This window comes from Bacillus sp. EKM420B, assembly GCF_011065565.1.
GTDB classification, from domain to species: domain Bacteria; phylum Bacillota; class Bacilli; order Bacillales; family Bacillaceae; genus Bacillus; species Bacillus velezensis.
Genome location: NZ_JAAMNX010000007.1, coordinates 46,083 through 65,562 on the forward strand (window position 1 = coordinate 46,083; position 19,480 = coordinate 65,562).

A 19,480-nucleotide genomic window follows, 5' to 3' on the forward strand; every position below is an offset into this window, starting at 1 on the left:
CCCTTGCGCCGCAGGGTTCTTTTTTTGGTTATTGGGATTTTACGGCTTGCACGCGGGCTCTGCTTTTCCGGTTTTTCAAGTAATAAGCGGTGTAGCAAACGGCCATAAATACAATTCCGCAATAAAGGGCAATGGCCTGGTTTTGATCAAAAGCGATGCCGATACAGGAGGCGAGGCATAGGAGAAAGGCCGCTATCGGTACGGCCGGATATCCCGGCGTCCTGTATTTCAAGTCTGAAAGCTGGTGCCCTTCTTTAAGAAACCGTCTTCTGAACAAAAATTGCGATGCGGCGATGCTCATCCACACAGCCACTACCGCAAATCCTGAGACGGAGACGAGAACAAGATAGACTGTATCCGCTGCAAATACGCTTGACAACAACGACAGAATGCCGCCGATCATACTGAAGATCAGAGCGTTAAAAGGAATGCCTTTAGAGGTCAGCCTGGCAAAGGCGGGATGAAGCTCCCCTTCTTTAGACAGGGACCACAGCATACGTGATGACGCGTACAGCCCTGAATTGGCCGCGGACAGAAGCGCCGTTAAAATGACGAAATTCATCAGATCGGCCGCATAAGGCACGCCGACTCTGTCAAATACCGTGACAAACGGGCTTTCAATCACACCGGCTTCCTTGATGGAGATCATCCCTGACAGCACAAAAATCGTTCCGATAAAGAAAAGCGCCAGCCGCCAGACTGTGGTCTTAATGGCGCGCGGAACGGTTTTTTCCGGATCGGCGCTTTCCCCGGCGGCGATTCCGATCAATTCCGTCCCTGAGAAAGCAAAGTTTACTGAAAGCATCGTCATCAGTATCGGGAAAAAGCCATTTGGAAAAAGGCTGCCGCCATCCGTAAAGTTCGACAGCATAGGTGCGGCCTCACCGCTTTTCATCGGGACGAGGCCGAACATCGCCGCTCCGCCCAATAAAATAAACAGTAAGATGGCTAAGACTTTAATGCTTGAGAACCAAAACTCCGATTCAGCAAAAAATTTCACGGAGAAGGCGTTTAATAAAAAGATGAAAAGAGCGAATACCGCACTCCACATCCAAACTGAAGTATGCGGGAACCAGCGCTGCATGAAGAGCCCGGCCGCCGTGAATTCAGAGCCCAGCGCCACCGCCCACGTCAGCCAGTACAGCCATGCGACCGTAAAGCCCGTCGCGGGCCCGATATAGGTCTTCGCATAGGTGTGGAATGCGCCCGTCACCGGCATGGCCACTGACAGTTCACCGAGGCAAAGCATGACAAGATAGACGATGCCCGCGCCCAAAAGGTAAGCGAAAATGGTGCCCGCCGGACCCGCCTGATGAATGGTATACCCAGAGCTTAAAAACAGCCCCGTTCCGATCACACCTCCGAGTGATAGCATAAAGAGGTGTCTGCTTTTCATACTTCTCTGAAAATTCGTCTCGTTCTTGTTGTTCATTGTTTTCCAACTTTCTGCGAGGGCCGTTCTAATAAAAAATCTCATGCCGGCGAACGGCACGAGATTCCGGCGAACCGGCTTTTTGAATAGAATATACAAACTATTCCGATTAGTCAAGTTGTTTTTAAGGTCTTGGCCCAATCGGCAATGGCTTGGATGTCCTCAGGTTTCGTCCGGCAGCAGCCTCCGATCAGGCTCACGCCGTTTTCGTACCAGCTTTGCGCGCTTTTTCCGAAATGGTTTTCGCACGCTGCGCCTTTCCAGGTTTTTGTCACCGGGTCATATTGTTCACCGGAGTTCGGATAGGCGATAATCGGTTTGGATGCTGCCCGTTTGATTTCTTCTATCAGCGGCGGAATATGTTCGATCGGTGTGCAGTTGATGCCGATCGCTGCGATTTGGCTGCAGGAGTCAAGCAGGGCCGCGCATTCGGAAATAGGCGTGCCTTCGCTGATATGCCGTCCGTCTTTAGCGCTGAAGCTGATCCATGCATAAGTGCCGGGGAATTCCTCCAGCAGCCTTGTGATCGCTTTTGCTTCTGACAGGCACGGAATGGTCTCACAGGCCAAAAGATCGGCGCCGGATTCTATGAGGGCTTTCATCCGGGGGCGGTGAAAGCTGATCAGCTCATCTTCCGTCAGTCCGTAATGCCCGCGGTATTCAGAGCCGTCAGCGAGGCTCGCGCCGTAAGGTCCGATAGAAGCGGCGACCAAAGGTTTGGGCCGGTGTAAACGGTTTTCTTCATAAGCCCAAAATTCATCGCGTGCTTGTGCGGCAAGTTCAACAGATGTCTGAATGAGACGTATCGCCTCGGTTTCCGGGATGCCGCGCGCTGCAAATACTTCAATTGTCGATTGATAACTGGCGGTGATCGCGCAATCAGCGCCGGCGGCAAAATATTCTGCATGCACCTGTTTGATCAGTTCGGGTCTCTCCAAAAGAATTTTGGCCGACCACAGATCGTCATGTAAATCACAGCCCATCCGCTCAAGCTCGGTTGCCATCGCGCCGTCTATGATCATAACCGGGTATTCATTTAATATTTGTGTAATGGGATTCATAGGCCTTCCTTTCTGACTTTACTGAAAATATATAAAAAGGGTAATGGACGCTATTCTCTTTGTCAATGAACCGGCGGAAAAAAGGTGTTCAGGACGCTGCCCGAACACCTTTTGTTTAGGAAATATGTTTGCCTTTCGCGCTTTTCGCGATGTCTGAATACTCCCAGCATTCGATCCCGTCGTCATCAGGGAGCACATCTCTGTAAAAGACGGGGTCCTTTCCGGCTTTCTTTTGCCGGGCATAATCGCTCAAAGCGGCAAATGCTTTTTTCGACAGAAGGAAAATTGCGATTAAGTTCACGACCACCATTAAGCCCATGAACAAGTCAGCCATATCCCACACAAGCTGGACTTTGGAAATACAGCCGAACAGTACCATTCCGAGCACGCAGATGCGGTAAATGAACAGCCACTTTTTGTTCTGGCTTAAAAATCCGATATTGGTTTCTCCGTAATAATAGTTGCCCATCAGAGCGCTGAAGCCGAACAAAAGCATTAAGACGGCAAGGAAACCTGACGCCCACGCGCCGACATGGTCGCTCAAGGCGGCCTGAGAAAGCGCGATGCCGCTCAGTCCCGGCTGGTGATAAGCGTCTGAAAATAAAATGATAAGCGCCGTGCTTGTACAAATGACGAGCGTATCCGTCAGGACGCCGAATGCCTGAATGAGCCCCTGTTTCACCGGGTGGCTCGTCGTAGCTGTCGCCGCCGCGTTCGGAGCGCTTCCCATACCCGCTTCATTTGAGAAAATCCCGCGTCTTACACCTTGCATCAAGGCCGCACCTAAAGCGCCGCCCGCTGCCTGATCAATGCCGAACGCATTTTTTACGATTAGCGACAGAACGCCGGGCAATTGGGTGATGTTCGTCAGAATGACAAAGAAAGCGACACCGATATATAAAACGGCCAAGACGACTACGATGTATTCCGCCATTTTCGCAATTCGTTTGACGCCGCCGAAGATGACGCCGCCGAAAACCAAGATTAAAATAATGCCCAATGTAAGCCGGCTGGTGCCGAACGCGTTTTGAAAGGCGACGCTGATCGTATTGGATTGAACGGAATTAAAAACAACCCCGAATGACAGTGTGATTAATACGGCGAACAGCGCGCCCATCCAGCGTTTCTTCAGGCCTTTTTCCATGTAATAGGCCGGGCCGCCGCGGAACCCGTTTTGATCTTTTACTTTATAAATTTGGGCCAGCGTGCTTTCAACAAAGCTTGAAGCCGAACCGATGACTGCGATAATCCACATCCAGAAAATAGCGCCCGGACCGCCGAGTGCGATCGCAATGGCGATTCCGGTAATATTCCCGGTTCCGACACGCGCCGCCATACTGATGCAAAATGCCTGAAACGGGGAAATGCTGTTTTTTGTCCGGGCGGCCGCGCCTTCCTTCAAAACCCGGATCATTTCCTTCAGCATGCGGACTTGCAGACCCTTTGATCTGAACGTAAAAAACAGTCCCAGAGAAAGAAGCAGTACGATTAACAGTTTTGACCATAAAAAATCATTTGCCGAGCCGATTACATTTTCAAGGAATTCCTGCATCCAATCACCTCTTGGTTCATTTGATTAAAAAATACTGAGCTCCCACTCCTGTGCAATATGTTTCAGCAGCATGCCGCCGGTCAGGCTGTTGCCGTATTCATCAATGGCCGGACCGTAAATGCCGATGCCGCAGCCGTTATGAAAAGGCTGCTCTCTTCTGGCGCTTGGGGGAACCAATGCCATGATGCCGCCGGATACCCCGCTTTTGGCCGGGACGCCGACGAAAGCCGCATATTTGCCTGACGCATTGTACATCCCGCACGTCAGCATCAGGGCTTTGGCGAGTTTCGCGACATCTTTCGGAATGACCTGTTCCCGTCGGATCGGATGGTAGCCGTCATGAGCAAGTATCAATCCGATTAAAGCGATGTCCTCGGTTGTACTCTCCATGGCGCACTGCTTTAAATACACTTCAAGCGTTTCTTCCACATCCGCCTCAAGAAAGTTCGTTTCTTTTAAATAGTAGGCGAGCGCTCGGTTCCGATGTGCGGTCTGCCATTCAGAACGGAAGACCTCCTCGTGAATGTGAGGCCGTTTCCCTATTAATTTTTCAAAAACGGAAAAGAGATATTCTAATTTATCATGCGCCGTTTCACCCGGAAGCAGCGAGGCGACGGTAATGGCGCCGGCATTGATCATCGGATTGAAGGGCTTCCCGGGTTTATGGATTTCAAGCCGGATGATAGAATTAAACGCATCACCCGTCGGCTCCACGTCCACACGATCGAGCACATAAGGAATGCCTCTGGACATGCAGGCGGCAATAAAGCTGATGACTTTTGAGATGCTCTGCAATGTGAACGGGACATTCCATTCACCGGCATGAATCATTGAGCCATCCGGCTCTAATATGCAAATGCCCAGCTGAGAGTCGTTGATTTCTCCGAGGGCGGGTATATAATTTGCGCTTTTTCCATTGACGGAAAACGGTCGGTAATGCTCGACCCAATCTTGTAAAAGTGAAGCCAGTTCCTCTTTTTCAAGGCGCTCTCTGACCATATCTTTCATAACATTCCTCCTCTATTGCAAGCCTGTCCGAAGCGGAAACCGGTCTTGGAAAACGTTTTCAAAAATAGCGTGTTCCATGTTAATGTATAATGACATCTACAGAATCATACAAAATACGACAAAATCATTCTTAAAATAAGCCGATAGATTTATAAATCAGCCGGAGTGTCCCGCCATTCGGGTCTAAAGAAATTTGCGGACTGTATCGGTCTTGTTCAAAATAGACAGAAGAAGGAAGTGATTATGATCAGGCTCGACTATTTACTGAAAAAAGACGGCTATCTTTTCGCCCTTATGCTGATCACGGTGCCGCTGGCGGGGGAACTGAAATTTTACCCCCTGAATGAGGTATATCGGATCAGCTTCGGCGCCCCGGCTTTTTTCTTTTTTCTTCTGCTGCTTCGGCATGTGCCGGCGGTATTGTCAGGGCTGTTGACAGGTGCAGCCGTTGTGGCATTCCGAATCGGCCTGGCTTGCTGGGGAGGAGAGCATGCCGGATTTACGGCGGCTTTTTTCAGCCAATATCCCAGTTTCTTTTTTTACTTTACATATGCCTGCTTGTTTTATGTGCTGAAGGTCAGGCTTTTTTGGGATCGGCCGCTCATGATCGGGTTTCTCGGTTTTCTCATTGAAATGGCGTCCGATGCCGTTGAAATGACGGTTCAGTTTTCCGGCGGCAAGCAGATTATGATGCCGGACAAGCTGGCGGATATTGCGGTTATCGCTGTTTCTCACACATTTATTGTGCTGAGTTTTTTCAACGTGATGAAGCTGCACGAATCTCAGGTCAGGGAAAAACAAACGAGAAAGCAGCATGAGCACATGCTGATGATTGTGTCTAACTTATATGAAGAAACGATTCATCTGAAAAAAACGCTGAAAACGACGGAGCATGTGACGAAAGAATCCTATCAGCTGTATCGGGAAATGAGCGGGAACGACCGGGAGCTCGGAAGCCGAATGCTGCGCCTTGCGGGAGAAATTCATGAAGTGAAAAAAGACAATCAGCGAATATTCGCCGGCCTGTCGAAGCTGATTTCAAATGAGAGATTCCGGGATTACATGAATGCCGCCGATCTGGTCAGCCTCGTTATCCGCATCAATGAAAAATACGCCGAATCTTTAGGCAAAGACATTCAATTCAAAAGCGTGATTGAAGGAGAACACCCCGATTATCACGTCTTTACCGTCCTGTCGATCTTAAATAACCTGACCGCCAATGCCGTCGAAGCCATGGGTGACAGGGGTGAGATCCGCCTCGCGCTGCGCAGGGCGGAGGGGGGGATGGCCGAATTTGAGGCGGAAGATGACGGTCCCGGCATTCCGGAAAAAATCGGAGAGGTCGTTTATGATCCCGGTTTTACGTCCAAATACGATGAATTCGGCACACCTTCAACGGGCATCGGGCTTTCATACGTGAAGGAAATTGTAACCGAACTTGACGGAGACATTTCCTTTCATAACAAGCCAAAAGGCGTCATATTTACGATTAAGCTGCCGGTGAAGCATTTGATTGCAGAAAGGATGAACTCATAATATGCGTTTTTTTATAGCTGATGATGACCGGGCGATCCGTTCCATTTTAAAACAGATGATTGAGGACGAGGACTTAGGCGAAGTCGTCGGTGAGGCAGAGGACGGAAGCCAGATTGAAGGGCATTATCTCCATTTCAAACAAGTCGATATTTTATTAATTGATCTGCTGATGCCGGGCCGGGACGGGATTGAGACGATCCGGCATCTTCAGGGGTCGTACAACGGAAAAGCGGTGATGATATCGCAGGTGGAGGCAAAGGAAATGGTGGGAGAAGCTTATTCTCTCGGCATCGAATACTTTATCCACAAACCGATCAACAAAATCGAGATCGTCACCGTTTTGCGAAAAGTAAAAGAGCGGATTGAACTGGAAACGTCGATTGGCGACATCCAACACTCGTTAAGCCGTCTTATTCAGCGGAATGAGCCGAAAAAAAGCGGGCCAGGGAGTGTGCGCGAGAAATCAATCAAAGAAACAGGAAAATTTCTTTTATCGGAATTAGGCATCGTGGGAGAAAGCGGGGCGCATGACCTCATGGCCGTCCTTCACTATTTATTTGAGGATGAACAGGCGGAAAGAAACATCCCGTCTTTAAAGCAGATGTTTACAAACGCCGCCATCCGGAAGCTGGGGCCTGCGGCGGCACAAGCCGAGGTTAACAGAGAAATCAAAGCCTCGGAACAGCGGATCAGAAGGGCCGTCATTCATTCGTTAAACCATTTCGCCTCATTGGGCACAACTGATTTTTCAAACCCAAAATTTGAATATTACGCCTCGAAATTCTTTGATTTCCCCGCTGTCAGCAAGAGAATGAAAGAAATGCAGGCCAAGGAAACCGTGCCGCTTTCTCCGGTTAAAGTGAATATGAAAAAATTCATTCACGTCTTTTTCTTGGAGGCGAAAGATTTACGCGAAGGATCAAAATTTGTCAGCGGAGGCAGCCGGTAAGCTGATTAATAGGGTTTACGTATATAAGGTTTTTGTGTAAAATAATGCTAACTAAGAAGGAACGGAGGGATCCTGATGGCTGATCAAATTCCGGTTTTCGCACTAATGAAATAGTGTCAAAGTCTCTGCCTTGAGCGCGGAGGAAACCGGGATTGTCTGCCTGAATAAGGAACCTGACAGTAATAGTGAGGGGGCGGCGATTATGCCGCCCTCTTTTTGGCGTCTTCACACATCTCTTTCTCCTCCGCCTAAAGGCGAAGCTCTGTGTCAGTAAATAAGGGAAATGGGGAAACGAAATGACAAAACAAAGGGAAATAGAATCCGTTCTGAACATCGCAAAGGAAAATGGCTTACGGTTAAAATATGAAGGGGCGGACATAAATGAAACGGGTATGGACTTCCAAGTCGTATTTGCTGAAGATGACAGCGGCATGACATGGGTGCTCCGAAAGCCGCGCCGTCCCGATGTTATCGAAAGAGCGGCTGCAGAAAGCGATGTTCTCGCGTTTCTCCGCAGCCATGCCGCGGTATCAGTCCCCGATTGGCGGATTCATACACCGGAACTGATCGCTTATCCGAAACTGGACGGAATACCGGCTGCCGCAATTGATCTGGATAAGAAACAGTATGTCTGGAATATGGAACACGAGCCGCCTTCAGACGGTTTTGTCGGCTCGCTTGCCGCGGCATTAGCCGGGCTGCACGGGGCAGACCCGGATGCGGCCTCCAGATCCGGAATTGAAATCATAAAACCGGATGACGTCAGGCAAAGGGCGGCGGAATCAATGGATCATATAAAAAAAGAAATCGGGGTTTCAGAACAGCTTTGGAAAAGATGGCAAACGTGGATAAATGACAGCTCGTACTGGCCTGATTTTTCCGCGCTGATCCATGGCGACTTGCATCCTCCGCATATTTTGATCGGCGAAAATCAGCGTGTGACGGGTCTCCTCGATTGGACGGAGGCAAAGGTTGCCGATCCGGCCAAGGATTTTGTCCTTTATCAAGTGATATTAGGAGAAAAAGAAACAAAACGGCTGATGAAGAGCTACGAAGCTGAGGGCGGGCGCGTCTGGCCGAAAATGCAGGAGCATGTGACAGAATGGCAGGCCGCTTACCCTGTGGAAACGGCGAAGTTCGCGCTTCAGACGGGGCAAGAGGAGCATATGCAAATGGCGCGGGACATGCTCGGCCTGTCCGATCCGAAAGGTTATTGACTTCCGCCGGATGACAGCGTATGATACATTTTAAAATCATAGAACGGATGAACAATGCTGAGGAAGAGTAAGTACGCATCAGCGCGCGGGGTTCAGAGAGTCGGTGGCCGCTGTGAACCGATCCCCGTCCGGTGCCGAATGGGCTTCTGAATTGCTGCGCTGAAATGACAGTAGGCGGTGCCGGGATTCTTTCCCCGTTATCAAGAAAGGAGTATTGAAACCCTGAGTTTCTGTACTTTTTGAGAGAATGGCTTTTCAGCCGTTAATAAAGGTGGCACCGCGAAAACCTCGTCCTTTGATGGACGGGGTTTTTTTGCGTTGTTAAGGAGGTGATGGCCATGGAAAGTGACTGGAGACGGACAGACAATCAAAAAAGGAGGGATATTCATGGTGATCGCAACCGACGATCTTGAGCTCACGTGCCCGCATTGTGAAGGAACCGGCGAGGAGAAAGAAGGGACGCCCTGTCCGAAGTGCGGCGCGAAGGGCGTCATATTGACCGCTCAAGGAAACACGCTGCTGCATTTTATCAGAAAGCATATGGATCAGTGAAATCAAACGAATTTGTAAAGAAACAGCACAAAACAAAAAAGCTTGTAGAAAAAACATCGTTTTCTCTACAAGCTGCTTTTTCATTCTTCAAAATAAGGATTCACATGGATGAGCACTTCTTCAACATCTGAAAAGTGTCTTTTGATTTCATTTCGGATTTCCCGGGCTATATCGTGTCCCTGCTTAATCGTCAAATCATGATCCAAAGATAACCGGACATCAAGCAATTTATAGTGGCCGTGTTCTCTCGCTCGGATTTTATCGAGCCGTTTGACTTGAGGACAATGCAAAATAACCGCTTTATATTCCTCTATCAGTTCGGGATCGACACTTTTTTCCATGAGAACGTCAACAGACGGCCTGATTAATTCCATTGAAATCTTAAAAATGAGGTACGCCACGATGACACTGGCAATTGCATCGGCGTACAACAGATAGGACCATCCGCGTGTGTTCCCGATAATCGCCAATAGGACGCCGATAAAAGCGGCAAGAGAGGCAACGATATCGCCTTTATGATCGTATGCAATCGCTATAATCGCTTTACTGTTCCATTTTTCCCCTTGTTTGATCGAATAACGATATAAGATCTGCTTAGCCACGTAGGATATCAGAGCCGCAAACAATGCGCTGTATTGCGGGATGCTTGGACCTTCAACAAAGGACGAAATCGCTTCTATCAGAATATACACGGAAACGAGCACTAATATGATTCCTACAATCGCTTCGCTGATGACCTCAGCTTTGCCATGCCCGAAAGGATGGTCTTGATCGGGCGGCTTATTAGAAATACCGATGACGGCCAGGACAGCAATTGAAGCCACGACATCCGCTGCAGAATGTATACCGTCGGCAAAAACTGCTTCACTATCGCCTATCAGTCCAAAAAAGATCTTTCCTGCCATTAAGATCAGATTGGCTATCAATGCAATCAAAGCAACTTTTTTGCTTATTTGTTCTCTTTCACTTGTCATTTTTTCCTCCTATAAAACTGCACAAAAAAATAGGAGCGCTTTTGATTCGCTCTCCGTATCCTTTCTTGTGTAATCACTTTGCTTATCATATCAATTCAGTTTCGAGTGGGTCTATAGCAAGGTTGTTTCCTGTTTACTAATAAATAAGGTGACAGAAAAAAAGTTGGAGCAGGGCTAAATAGTACATAAACAAAATTGCGCTGAATTTAAAAATGAACTGTTGACATTTGAGTATTTATCTTTTATTATTATCTTGAATTCAAGATATTTTAATTCGAGATAATTTAATTAGAGTGCAGGATAAGAACCTGCCGATCGTTTCGTTTTTTGATCATATGCTATTTGATTTTTTATACCATAATATCTCGAATTCGAGATAAAGGGGAGTGCGAGAGAAATGGCTGAATTTGTACAGCTGGTGAATGAAAGAAGATCTGCAAGCAACTTTCTTCCAGAACATCCAATCACAAGAGATGAGCTCAACGAAATGTTTGAATTGGTTGCGTTGGCTCCATCAGCTTTTAATTTGCAGCATACAAAATATGTGACGGTTCTTGACCCGGAGGTAAAAGAAAAGCTGAAGCAGGCCGCAAACGGACAATATAAAGTGTTCAGCTCATCAGCGGTTCTTTTGGTTTTAGGGGATAAGCAGGCATATCAGCAAGCGGCTGACATCTATGAAGGATTGAAGGTGCTGGGGGTATTAAATAAACAAGAGTATGATCACATGGTTCAAAACACCGTTTCGTTTTATGAAAACAGGGGAGAACCGTTTAAGAGAGATGAGGCGATAAGAAATGCTTCACTTTCTGCGATGATGTTTATGCTGAGTGCTAAGGAAAAAGGCTGGGACACCTGTCCGATGATAGGGTTTGATACTGAAGCCGTGAAACAGATTTTGAATATAGATGATCAATTTGAGGTTGTCATGATGATTACAATCGGGAAAGAAAAAATAGAAAGCAGAAGGCCGCGCGGCTACCGAAAGCCTGTGAATGAGTTTGTGGAGTATATTTAAATATTTGTAAAGGAGCGGATAAAAATGGCTAAAAAAACGATGGGAATCCATCATATTACAGCAATTGTCGGTCACCCTCAAGAGAATGCTGATTTCTACGCTGGAGTGCTGGGGCTGCGATTGGTCAAGCAAACGGTCAATTTTGATGATCCGGGTACGTATCACCTTTATTTTGGGGATGAAGGCGGGAAGCCGGGAACAATCATCACATTCTTTCCGTGGGCGGACGCCCGTCAAGGCATCATTGGAGACGGACAGGTTGGCGTGACATCTTACGTCGTGCCGAGAGGTGCCATGGCATTTTGGGAAAAGAGACTTGAAAAGTTCAACGTGCCATACACAAAAATCGAGCGTTTTGGAGAACAATATATAGAATTTGATGATCCGCATGGCCTGCATTTAGAAATCGTTGAAAGAGAAGCAGGGGAGGCCAATACGTGGACTTTCGGAGATGTAACCCCGGATGTTGCCATTAAAGGTTTTGGCGGTGCAACCCTGTTATCAGCACAGCCTGAAAAAACAGGTGAACTGCTGGAAAACATCATGGGGCTTGAGCGAGTCGGCAAGGAAGGAGACTTCGTTCGTTATCGTTCTGCCGGTGATATCGGGAATGTGATTGATCTTAAATTAACGCCGATCGGCCGCGGACAAATGGGTGTCGGCACAGTGCATCACATCGCTTGGCGGGCTAAGGATGACGAAGATCAATTAGATTGGCAAAGATTCATTGCTGCGCACGGATATGGTGTGACTCCTGTTCAGGATAGAAACTATTTTAATGCGGTTTACTTCAGAGAACATGGGGAAATCTTATTTGAGATCGCAACTGATCCGCCGGGCTTTGCCCATGATGAGTCACAAGAAACAATGGGCGGAAAATTGATGCTCCCTGAGCAGTATGAACCGCACCGGGCACAAATTGAACAAGGGCTGCTGCCGTTTGAAGTGAGAGAATTAGATTGATTTATAGATGAACGTGAAGCATGAAGAAAAATAATAAGACATACATTTAACAGATGTTTGCTGGAAGCGACTGTTGGTAAACAAGCTGCCTTGCAGCACATCATATAATATGAAAAATAAGGAGAGATAAAAATGGAAGATGCAGGACTATTACTTATTCGAATCATGATTGGTGTGGTGTTTCTGTTTTATGGATCACAAAAATTATTCGGCTGGTTTGGCGGATACGGGATTAAAGGAACCGGACAATGGTTCGAGTCAATTGGAGTTAAACCAGGCAATGCCGCGGCCGCTTTATCAGGTCTCGGGGAACTCGCAAGCGGAATTTTATTTATTTTAGGTGTATTCCTCCCGCTTGGAGCTGCTATCATAACGATCATTATGTTAGGTGCCATTGTAAAAGTTCATGGAGCGAAAGGGTTTGCGAACGGTGCCGGCGGTTTTGAATATAACTTGGTGCTCATTGCAGTCTCCATCGGAGTTGCACTCATCGGTTCAGGAGCTTACGCTTTGCATTTTTAATATAAGTATCTAAGAACAGTTACTGAAAAGCGGTAACTGTTCTTTTATTTTTCAAGCACGACGTTAAGGTGCTCTGAATCGCAAAAAAGAGGATATGATCAATATAAATGTGTATAGTGAATGTACGAGTATTGATGAGCTTGGTCATGAAAGACGAGCCGATTTGAAGGAGGGTTTTGATGAAAGAGCTGACAGACTTACATTCATTAGATTCTATCGAGAATTTTATTAAGCAGCATCAATTCAGTTTTATCTACATTTCAAGACCTGCCTGTACAGTATGTCACGCTGTTCTGCCGCAGCTCAGAAACGTATTGGATCAGTTTCCGAATATCAAATTGGGGCATACCAACGCTGACGAGGTAGAAGAGGTTGCCGGCAGATTTTCAGTCTTCACTGTCCCCGTGCTTCTTTTGTTCATTGATGGGGCTGAGTTTCTGAGAGAAGCCCGCTTTGTTCATTTTGAACAGCTCGAAGAAAGGCTGAAAAGGGTTTATCAGTTATATCAAGATGTATAAAGTGTTACTTTACAAATAAAAAGCCCCCTTTAAGGGGCTCAGGCTGTCGAGAAAATCTCGACAGCCTTTATTTTTCCCTTAAAATATCCATTCTCCTGTCATAAAATAAAAGACCCGCACAAGAGACGCTTCTCAAAACACAGCCGAATTCGTTCTGTTTGACCAACTCGTCGAAGAGGATCACCTGCTTCGAAAAATTGATAAATACATAGATGTCCTTTTTCTGCACCTGAAATCAAATGAATATGTAAAGAAACAGCACAAAACAAAAAAGCTTGCAGAAAAAACATCATTTTCTCTACAAGCTGAAGGCCGTTATCCGGCCTTTTTTACATTATTCGGACCGGGGTTCTAAAAAACGGGACCCGCCCAAGTCTTTTCTCATCAGATAGATATGGAAAAAATATTCTCCGACGGCGATGATCACGGCGGAAATAAGAGCGGCAAACGCCAGTCTTCCTCCGGAAATGCCCATGGACAGCGGCATTCCCATCAGCCAGACAACAAGAAACGCGATTCCGAAATCAGCGGACGCCGCCGTGATATTATTCCATCTCGGAAGCACGTACAGGTCGCCCGTAAAGTAGGAAACGGCTCCCAGCACAATGGTCATCAGCAGCACGTCGCCGAATGTAAAGCGAAAACCTAAGCCGAGTATCAGATACAGAATAACGATGGTCATAATGCCTTTAATGGCAAGCGCTTTAATGTGTTCCATGCGAATTCCTCCTTATGGAAATCATGTTAGTATGTTTCCTCATAACGTGAAATATAAACCCTTTTTTCGTGAACATTTGTTTTCTGGCTTTTGGCTGTCATCACTGGGCCGCTGCTGAATATGATGAAAGGAGAAAATACGGGAGGTGTCATGATGGCAGTCGTAAAAGCGTCGAGCGCCGATGTCGATCTAATGGCAAGGCTGCTCAGGGCGGAAGCGGAAGGCGAAGGGAAGCAGGGAATGCTTTTGGTCGGCAATGTGGGAATCAATCGGGTGCGGGCGAATTGTTCTGATTTTAAAGGCCTGCGCACCATCAGGCAGATGGTGTTTCAGCCGCATGCGTTTGAAGCGGTGACTCACGGATACTTTTACCAGAGACCGCGTGAATCCGAGCGGAGGCTTGCCCGCAGGAACATTAACGGAGAACGGTTTTGGCCGGCTAAGTTCAGTCTGTGGTACTTTAAGCCGCCGGGCAACTGCCCGCAGACTTGGTATGGCCAGCCGTTTGTCGCCAGATTCAGATCCCACTGCTTCTATCAGCCGACAGGTGAGACGTGCGAAAACGTATACAATACATTTTGATCCCGGGCGCACCGTTCTTAAAATGAACGGTGTTTTTTTAATGTTTTGTGAAGAAAAATAGGAAAAAAGTGCGCTTGACGGATGACAAGCCAAAAAGAAACAGAGGGGGTTTTCTTCCGGCGGGGCAAGGTTTGTCGAAACAATGTGAAAAATGTCTCCCGCCGTCCATTTTTCAGCCTTACAAACCCTTCACACTTCTTCATAGCGGTTTAACATTTCTTTTTTATAATAAGGGCGATCAATGAGACGAAAGGGGAACTGACATGACACATGACGGCCGTTTAGATGAATGGATCAAGGAATTGGAGAACAAAAGCTTTCAGAACAATACGTTTGACCGCCGCGCATTTATACAGGGCGCCGGGAAAATCGCCGGTCTTTCCCTCGGGTTAGCGATCGGGCAATCCATCGGCGCGTTTGAAGTGAATGCCGCTCCGAAATTTTCAAACTATCCGTTCACCCTCGGCGTAGCTTCCGGCGACCCGCTGTCTGACAGCGTCATTCTCTGGACGCGTCTTGCCCCTGACCCGCTGAATGGGGGCGGCATGCCGAAGCAGGCCGTGCCGGTAAAATGGGAAATCGCCGCAGATGAACATTTCCGTCACATCGTCAAACGCGGAACGGAAATGGCCAAGCCGAATCTCGGACACTCCGTCCATGTCGAGGCGGACGGGCTCAAGCCCAATAAAGTGTACTATTACCGGTTTAAAAGCGGGCATGAGCTCAGCCCCGTCGGCCGGACGAAAACGCTGCCCGCTCCCGGCGCTGACGTATCCGCCATGACGTTTGCATTTGCCTCATGCCAGCAGTATGAACACGGCTATTATACGGCGTATAAACATATGGCGAAGGAAAAGCTTGATCTCGTATTCCATCTCGGAGATTACATTTATGAATACGGACCGAACGAATATGTGTCAAAAACGGGAAATGTCAGGACGCACAGCAGCGCCGAAGTGTACACACTGTCAGATTACCGCAACCGTCACGCCCAATACCGCTCTGATGCCAATCTGAAAGCCGCCCACGCCGCATTTCCGTGGGTCGTGACGTGGGACGATCATGAGGTGGAAAACAATTATGCCAATGTTATCCCTGAAAAAGGCCAATCCGTTGAAGCGTTTGTGCTCAGGAGGGCCGCAGCTTATCAGGCTTATTATGAACACATGCCGCTCAGGCGCATGTCATTGCCGAACGGTCCTGATATGCAACTGTACAGGCAATTTTCTTATGGCAATTTAGCATCGTTCAATGTGCTTGATACGAGACAGTACAGAGATGATCAGGCCAACGGCGACGGGAATAAGCCGCCTTCTGATGAGTGGAGAGACCCGAAGCGCACATTGATGGGGACAGAGCAGGAGCAATGGCTCTTCGAAAATTTAGCCGCCTCAAAAGCGAAGTGGAATGTGCTGGCGCAGCAAATCTTTTTTGCGCAATGGAATTTCGGAACAACCGCCAATCCGATATACAGCATGGATTCATGGGACGGCTACCCGGCTCAGCGGGAGCGGGTCATCAATTTTATAAAAAACAAAAACCTGAACAATGTCATCGTGCTGACGGGTGATGTTCATGCAAGCTGGGCGTCAAACCTGCATACCGATTTTAATCAAACGAATTCAAAAATTTTCGGAGCCGAATTCGTCGGGACTTCCATTACATCTGGAGGAAACGGGGCGGATAAACGGGCCGATACGGATCAGATCTTAAAACAAAACCCGCATATTAAGTTTTTCAACGATTACCGCGGCTATGTCCGCTGTACGGTGACGCCTGCCCAATGGAGAGCGGATTACAGAGTGGTGCCGTACGTGACGGAGCCGGGGGCTGAGGTATCCACGCGGGCTTCATTCATTTATCAAAAAGACCAGACGGGGATTCGGAAGGTCTCACAAGCGGCGGTTGCAGGCGGCTTAAAGCAGTCAAATGAGGTGGAAGAGGATCGTTTCTTCGCCCATAACAATGCGCATGAAAAGCAAATGAGAAAGAAACGGGCCAAAATCTCACAATAAGGAGGCACACTCATGTTTTCAAATATCGGCATTCCCGGGTTGATCCTGATTTTCGTCATCGCTCTCATCATTTTCGGGCCTTCAAAGCTTCCGGAAATCGGCCGTGCCGCCGGCCGCACGCTGCTTGAATTTAAAAGCGCCGCAAAAACATTGGTCTCAAATGAAGAGCCGGACAAGCAGACCGCTGAGAAAGACAAAACGGCAGGCTGAATCCTGACATGGGGGCAGACGAATCCGCTTCTGCCTCTTTCTCTATAAGGAGGATGTACGATTGGATAAAAAAGAAACCCACTTGATCGGGCATTTAGAGGAAGTCCGGCAGCGTCTCATTAAAACCGTTATCGCCTTTCTCGTGTTTTTTATCGGCGCCTGCTGGTTTGTGCAGGATATTTATGACTGGCTGATCAAGGATTTGGATGGCAGGCTGGCCGTTTTAGGGCCGAGCGAGATTTTATGGGTGTATATGATGATTGCGGGAATATGCGCCCTTACGGCAGCGATTCCGGTTGCGGCCTTTCAGCTCTGGCGTTTTACGGCGCCGGCTTTGACCCCGTTTGAACGCCGCGCCGCTTTGCTTTACATTCCGGGGCTTTCGGTTTTGTTTATTATCGGAATTTCCTTCGGGTATTTTGTGCTGTTTCCGATTGTACTCGGATTTTTAACTCAATTATCCGCCGGCCATTTTGACATGGTATTTACGGCGGACAAGTATTTTACCTTTATGCTGAATCTTACATTGCCGTTCGGATTTTTGTTTGAAATGCCTCTGGCCGTCATGTTTCTGACACGGCTCGGAATCGTGAATCCAACCCGGCTGGCAAAGGCGCGGAAGCTTTCGTATTTTTTGCTGATCGTCGTCTCGGTGCTGATTACGCCGCCGGATTTTATGTCTGACTTTCTCGTCATGATTCCGCTGCTCGTCCTCTATGAAATCAGTGTGACGCTGTCCCGCATCGTTTACCGGAAGAAATGGGCCGAGGCGCCGCCGTCTGCAGCTTAGTGAAGTTCGCCTCCGCCGGTCTCAATATCGTCCTCATGCGCCGCGGCGGTCACCGCGGCGATTTTGAGTGCTTTTGTCACGAGATCCAGGCTGAGGCTCGGCGCAGACTTCTGCAAGGTTTGCTCCGGAATGTACGGGATGTGTATAAACCCGCCGCGGATGTGCGGATGATGGCGGGCGATTTCATCCATCAGCCCGTAAAAGAGATGATTGCATACAAACGTCCCCGCCGTGTAGGATACAGCCGCGGGAATGCCTTCCTTTTTGATTTCCTCAACGATCCGTTTGATCGGAAGGCCGGTCCAATAGGCCGCGGGACCGCTTTGAGAAATGTTTTCCCCGACAGGCTGGTTTCCTTCGTTATCCGGTATGCGCGCCTCATTCAGATTGATCGCGACCCGTTCCGGCGTGATCTGCATTCTGCCGCCTGCCTGGCCGACACAGATGATAATGTCAGGCTGATGCTTTTTGACCGCTTCGCGCAGCACGGCAAGAGACTTATAAAAAACGGTCGGCACTTGTTCAGATACGATAGAGGCAGGGCCCTCAGCGGCACCGTTCAGCCGTTTGACCGCTTCCCATGAAGGATTGACCGTTTCCCCGCCGAAGGGGTCAAAGCCTGTCAGTAATACTTTTTTCTCCATATAAAACCCTCCTTTTCTTTTTACCATACTCTATAATGGACATATATTCCTGCCGAAGGGGGAAACATGTCTTGAATTCGCCTCTGGTGCAATACCGATCTTTATTTCCGGCGCTCCGCACACATACGATGCTCGCCAGCTGCTCTCAAAGCGCTCTTGCCCTGCCGGTTTCAAAAGCGGTCAATGACTATCAGGAAAGCCTGCTTCAGCATGGCGGAAACTGGGAAGAAGCCATTGGACGTACGGAGCAGGCAAGGTGTGAATTTGCGAAATTGATCGGCGCCCATCCTGAAGAAATCGCCGTTTTACCTTCAGTAACGGCTGCTGTCTCTGCCGTCGTTTCTGCTTTACCGGATTGCCGAAAGAAACAGGCGGTGTATACGGAATTGGATTTTCCGGCGATCGCCCACATTTTGAAGGCGCAGACTGAGATGGAGCTTTCAGTCGTGCCGTCTGAAGATGGAATGATCCCGCTAGAGCGGTATGAGACGTACATATCGGAGCAGACGCTTTTCACCTGTGTGCCCCATGTGTCATATACGTCGGGGTTTGTCCAGGATATGAAGCGCATTGCCGAGATATCTGCAAAGAAGGGATCGCTTCTTTTTGTCGATGCTTATCAATCGGCGGGGCACATCCCGATTGATGTAAAAGAATGGGGAGTTGATATGCTGGCCGCGGGTGCGAGAAAGTATATGCTCGGCATACCGGGAACGGCGTTTCTTTATGTCAGAAAGGAACTTGCCGAACGGCTGAAGCCGAAAGTCACCGGGTGGTTCGGGCAGCAGCGGGCGTCGATGCTGGATTTAACCCGTTTTTCTTATGCGGGCGGAGCCAAACGCTTTGAGACCGGGACCCCGGCATTTATCAGCATATATGCGGCACAGGCAGCTTTATCTCTATTAAACGATGCCGGCACAGACCGCATTCACCAAGAAGTAAAAAAACTCAGCGCATTTGCGTATGAATACGCTTCTGAAAAAGGACTGAATCTCACAGGGCCGCCGTCTGCCGATGACAGACCCGGCATGATTTCCATACGGGATGAAAAAGCGGCGGAAACGGCTGCGCTGTTGAGGCGGAAAAACATCGTATGCGCACCCAGCGGACAAATCATCCGGCTGGCGCCTCATTTCTATAACACGGCTGACGATCTGATCTATGCGATTGATGAACTGGCTGAAGCGCGAGGTATATAAAAAAACAGCAGACTCACGGG

20 protein-coding genes and 1 other annotated feature are annotated in these 19,480 nt (G+C 48.3%); of the genes, 13 read left to right on the forward strand and 7 right to left on the reverse strand.

Annotated features, from left to right (window positions below):
* Positions 1–28: 28 nt before the first annotated feature.
* The 4 genes from G9F48_RS17885 to G9F48_RS17900 all read right to left on the reverse strand — a co-directional run bounded on the left by G9F48_RS17885 (position 29) and on the right by G9F48_RS17900 (position 5,053).
* Positions 29–1,432, reverse strand: a complete 1,404-nt coding sequence (locus G9F48_RS17885) for an amino acid permease (protein WP_165409904.1) — start codon at positions 1,430–1,432, stop codon at positions 29–31.
* 113 nt (positions 1,433–1,545) lie between these two features.
* Positions 1,546–2,493 (reverse strand): homocysteine S-methyltransferase, encoded by a 948-nt coding sequence (gene mmuM / locus G9F48_RS17890; RefSeq protein ID WP_165409905.1) that lies wholly within the window; start codon positions 2,491–2,493, stop codon positions 1,546–1,548.
* A 115-nt stretch (positions 2,494–2,608) separates the two neighbouring features.
* Positions 2,609–4,045, reverse strand: coding sequence for an alanine/glycine:cation symporter family protein (locus G9F48_RS17895; RefSeq protein ID WP_003156699.1), 1,437 nt, complete (start codon positions 4,043–4,045; stop codon positions 2,609–2,611).
* Between the two features lie 24 nt (positions 4,046–4,069).
* Positions 4,070–5,053 (reverse strand): glutaminase, encoded by a 984-nt coding sequence (locus G9F48_RS17900; RefSeq protein WP_165409906.1) that lies wholly within the window; start codon positions 5,051–5,053, stop codon positions 4,070–4,072.
* A gap of 243 nt (positions 5,054–5,296) precedes the next feature.
* Here G9F48_RS17900 and G9F48_RS17905 point away from each other — a divergent pair, with 243 nt between their 5' ends.
* The 4 genes from G9F48_RS17905 (at position 5,297) to G9F48_RS17920 (ending at position 9,307) form a co-directional block, all read left to right on the forward strand.
* Positions 5,297–6,589 carry a sensor histidine kinase gene (locus G9F48_RS17905; RefSeq protein WP_274596867.1) on the forward strand — a complete coding sequence of 431 codons (1,293 nt, stop codon included), beginning with the start codon at positions 5,297–5,299 and terminating at the stop codon, positions 6,587–6,589.
* Between the two features lies 1 nt (position 6,590).
* The gene (locus G9F48_RS17910; protein ID WP_017419335.1) at positions 6,591–7,538 is read left to right on the forward strand and encodes a DNA-binding domain-containing protein; all 948 of its coding nucleotides are present in this window, start codon (positions 6,591–6,593) and stop codon (positions 7,536–7,538) included.
* A 296-nt stretch (positions 7,539–7,834) separates the two neighbouring features.
* Positions 7,835–8,755, forward strand: coding sequence for a macrolide 2'-phosphotransferase (locus G9F48_RS17915; protein WP_156735976.1), 921 nt, complete (start codon positions 7,835–7,837; stop codon positions 8,753–8,755).
* A gap of 48 nt (positions 8,756–8,803) precedes the next feature.
* Positions 8,804–9,054, forward strand: a binding site (T-box leader).
* 88 nt (positions 9,055–9,142) lie between these two features.
* Complete coding sequence (locus G9F48_RS17920; protein WP_015388747.1) at positions 9,143–9,307, forward strand: tryptophan RNA-binding attenuator protein inhibitory protein; 165 nt, start codon at positions 9,143–9,145, stop codon at positions 9,305–9,307.
* Between the two features lie 80 nt (positions 9,308–9,387).
* Here the strand turns inward: G9F48_RS17920 and G9F48_RS17925 are convergent, their stop codons facing one another.
* Complete coding sequence (locus G9F48_RS17925; protein WP_058906537.1) at positions 9,388–10,281, reverse strand: cation diffusion facilitator family transporter; 894 nt, start codon at positions 10,279–10,281, stop codon at positions 9,388–9,390.
* 397 nt (positions 10,282–10,678) lie between these two features.
* Here G9F48_RS17925 and G9F48_RS17930 point away from each other — a divergent pair, with 397 nt between their 5' ends.
* The 4 genes from G9F48_RS17930 (at position 10,679) to G9F48_RS17945 (ending at position 13,302) form a co-directional block, all read left to right on the forward strand.
* The gene (locus G9F48_RS17930; protein ID WP_156735975.1) at positions 10,679–11,299 is read left to right on the forward strand and encodes a nitroreductase family protein; all 621 of its coding nucleotides are present in this window, start codon (positions 10,679–10,681) and stop codon (positions 11,297–11,299) included.
* A gap of 24 nt (positions 11,300–11,323) precedes the next feature.
* The gene (locus G9F48_RS17935; protein WP_156735974.1) at positions 11,324–12,262 is read left to right on the forward strand and encodes a ring-cleaving dioxygenase; all 939 of its coding nucleotides are present in this window, start codon (positions 11,324–11,326) and stop codon (positions 12,260–12,262) included.
* 132 nt (positions 12,263–12,394) lie between these two features.
* Positions 12,395–12,784: a DoxX family protein gene (locus tag G9F48_RS17940; protein ID WP_007609195.1), complete on the forward strand. Its 390-nt coding sequence runs from the start codon at positions 12,395–12,397 to the stop codon at positions 12,782–12,784.
* A gap of 179 nt (positions 12,785–12,963) precedes the next feature.
* Positions 12,964–13,302, forward strand: coding sequence for a thioredoxin family protein (locus tag G9F48_RS17945; RefSeq protein ID WP_165409907.1), 339 nt, complete (start codon positions 12,964–12,966; stop codon positions 13,300–13,302).
* A 334-nt stretch (positions 13,303–13,636) separates the two neighbouring features.
* Here G9F48_RS17945 and G9F48_RS17950 read toward each other — a convergent pair whose 3' ends face one another.
* On the reverse strand, positions 13,637–14,020 hold the full coding sequence (locus G9F48_RS17950; protein WP_165409908.1) for a YndM family protein: 384 nt from the start codon (positions 14,018–14,020) through the stop codon (positions 13,637–13,639).
* A 153-nt stretch (positions 14,021–14,173) separates the two neighbouring features.
* Between G9F48_RS17950 and G9F48_RS17955 the strand changes: the two genes are divergently transcribed.
* From G9F48_RS17955 to tatC, 4 genes are all read left to right on the forward strand, one after another.
* A complete protein-coding gene (locus G9F48_RS17955) occupies positions 14,174–14,602 on the forward strand; it encodes a cell wall hydrolase (RefSeq protein WP_003156683.1) in 429 nt (142 codons plus the stop codon).
* Between the two features lie 263 nt (positions 14,603–14,865).
* Positions 14,866–16,617 carry an alkaline phosphatase D family protein gene (locus G9F48_RS17960; protein ID WP_165409909.1) on the forward strand — a complete coding sequence of 584 codons (1,752 nt, stop codon included), beginning with the start codon at positions 14,866–14,868 and terminating at the stop codon, positions 16,615–16,617.
* 12 nt (positions 16,618–16,629) lie between these two features.
* Positions 16,630–16,827: a twin-arginine translocase TatA/TatE family subunit gene (locus G9F48_RS17965; RefSeq protein ID WP_003156681.1), complete on the forward strand. Its 198-nt coding sequence runs from the start codon at positions 16,630–16,632 to the stop codon at positions 16,825–16,827.
* A 61-nt stretch (positions 16,828–16,888) separates the two neighbouring features.
* Positions 16,889–17,617, forward strand: a complete 729-nt coding sequence (tatC, locus tag G9F48_RS17970; RefSeq protein ID WP_156735972.1) for a twin-arginine translocase subunit TatC — start codon at positions 16,889–16,891, stop codon at positions 17,615–17,617.
* Here tatC and pcp read toward each other — a convergent pair.
* Positions 17,614–18,261 carry a pyroglutamyl-peptidase I gene (gene pcp, locus G9F48_RS17975; protein ID WP_156735971.1) on the reverse strand — a complete coding sequence of 216 codons (648 nt, stop codon included), beginning with the start codon at positions 18,259–18,261 and terminating at the stop codon, positions 17,614–17,616. The two genes, tatC and pcp, sit on opposite strands and share 4 nt — an antisense overlap.
* A 71-nt stretch (positions 18,262–18,332) precedes the next feature.
* Between pcp and G9F48_RS17980 the strand changes: the two genes are divergently transcribed.
* Positions 18,333–19,460, forward strand: a complete 1,128-nt coding sequence (locus tag G9F48_RS17980; RefSeq protein WP_156735970.1) for an aminotransferase class V-fold PLP-dependent enzyme — start codon at positions 18,333–18,335, stop codon at positions 19,458–19,460.
* Positions 19,461–19,480 lie beyond the last annotated feature (20 nt).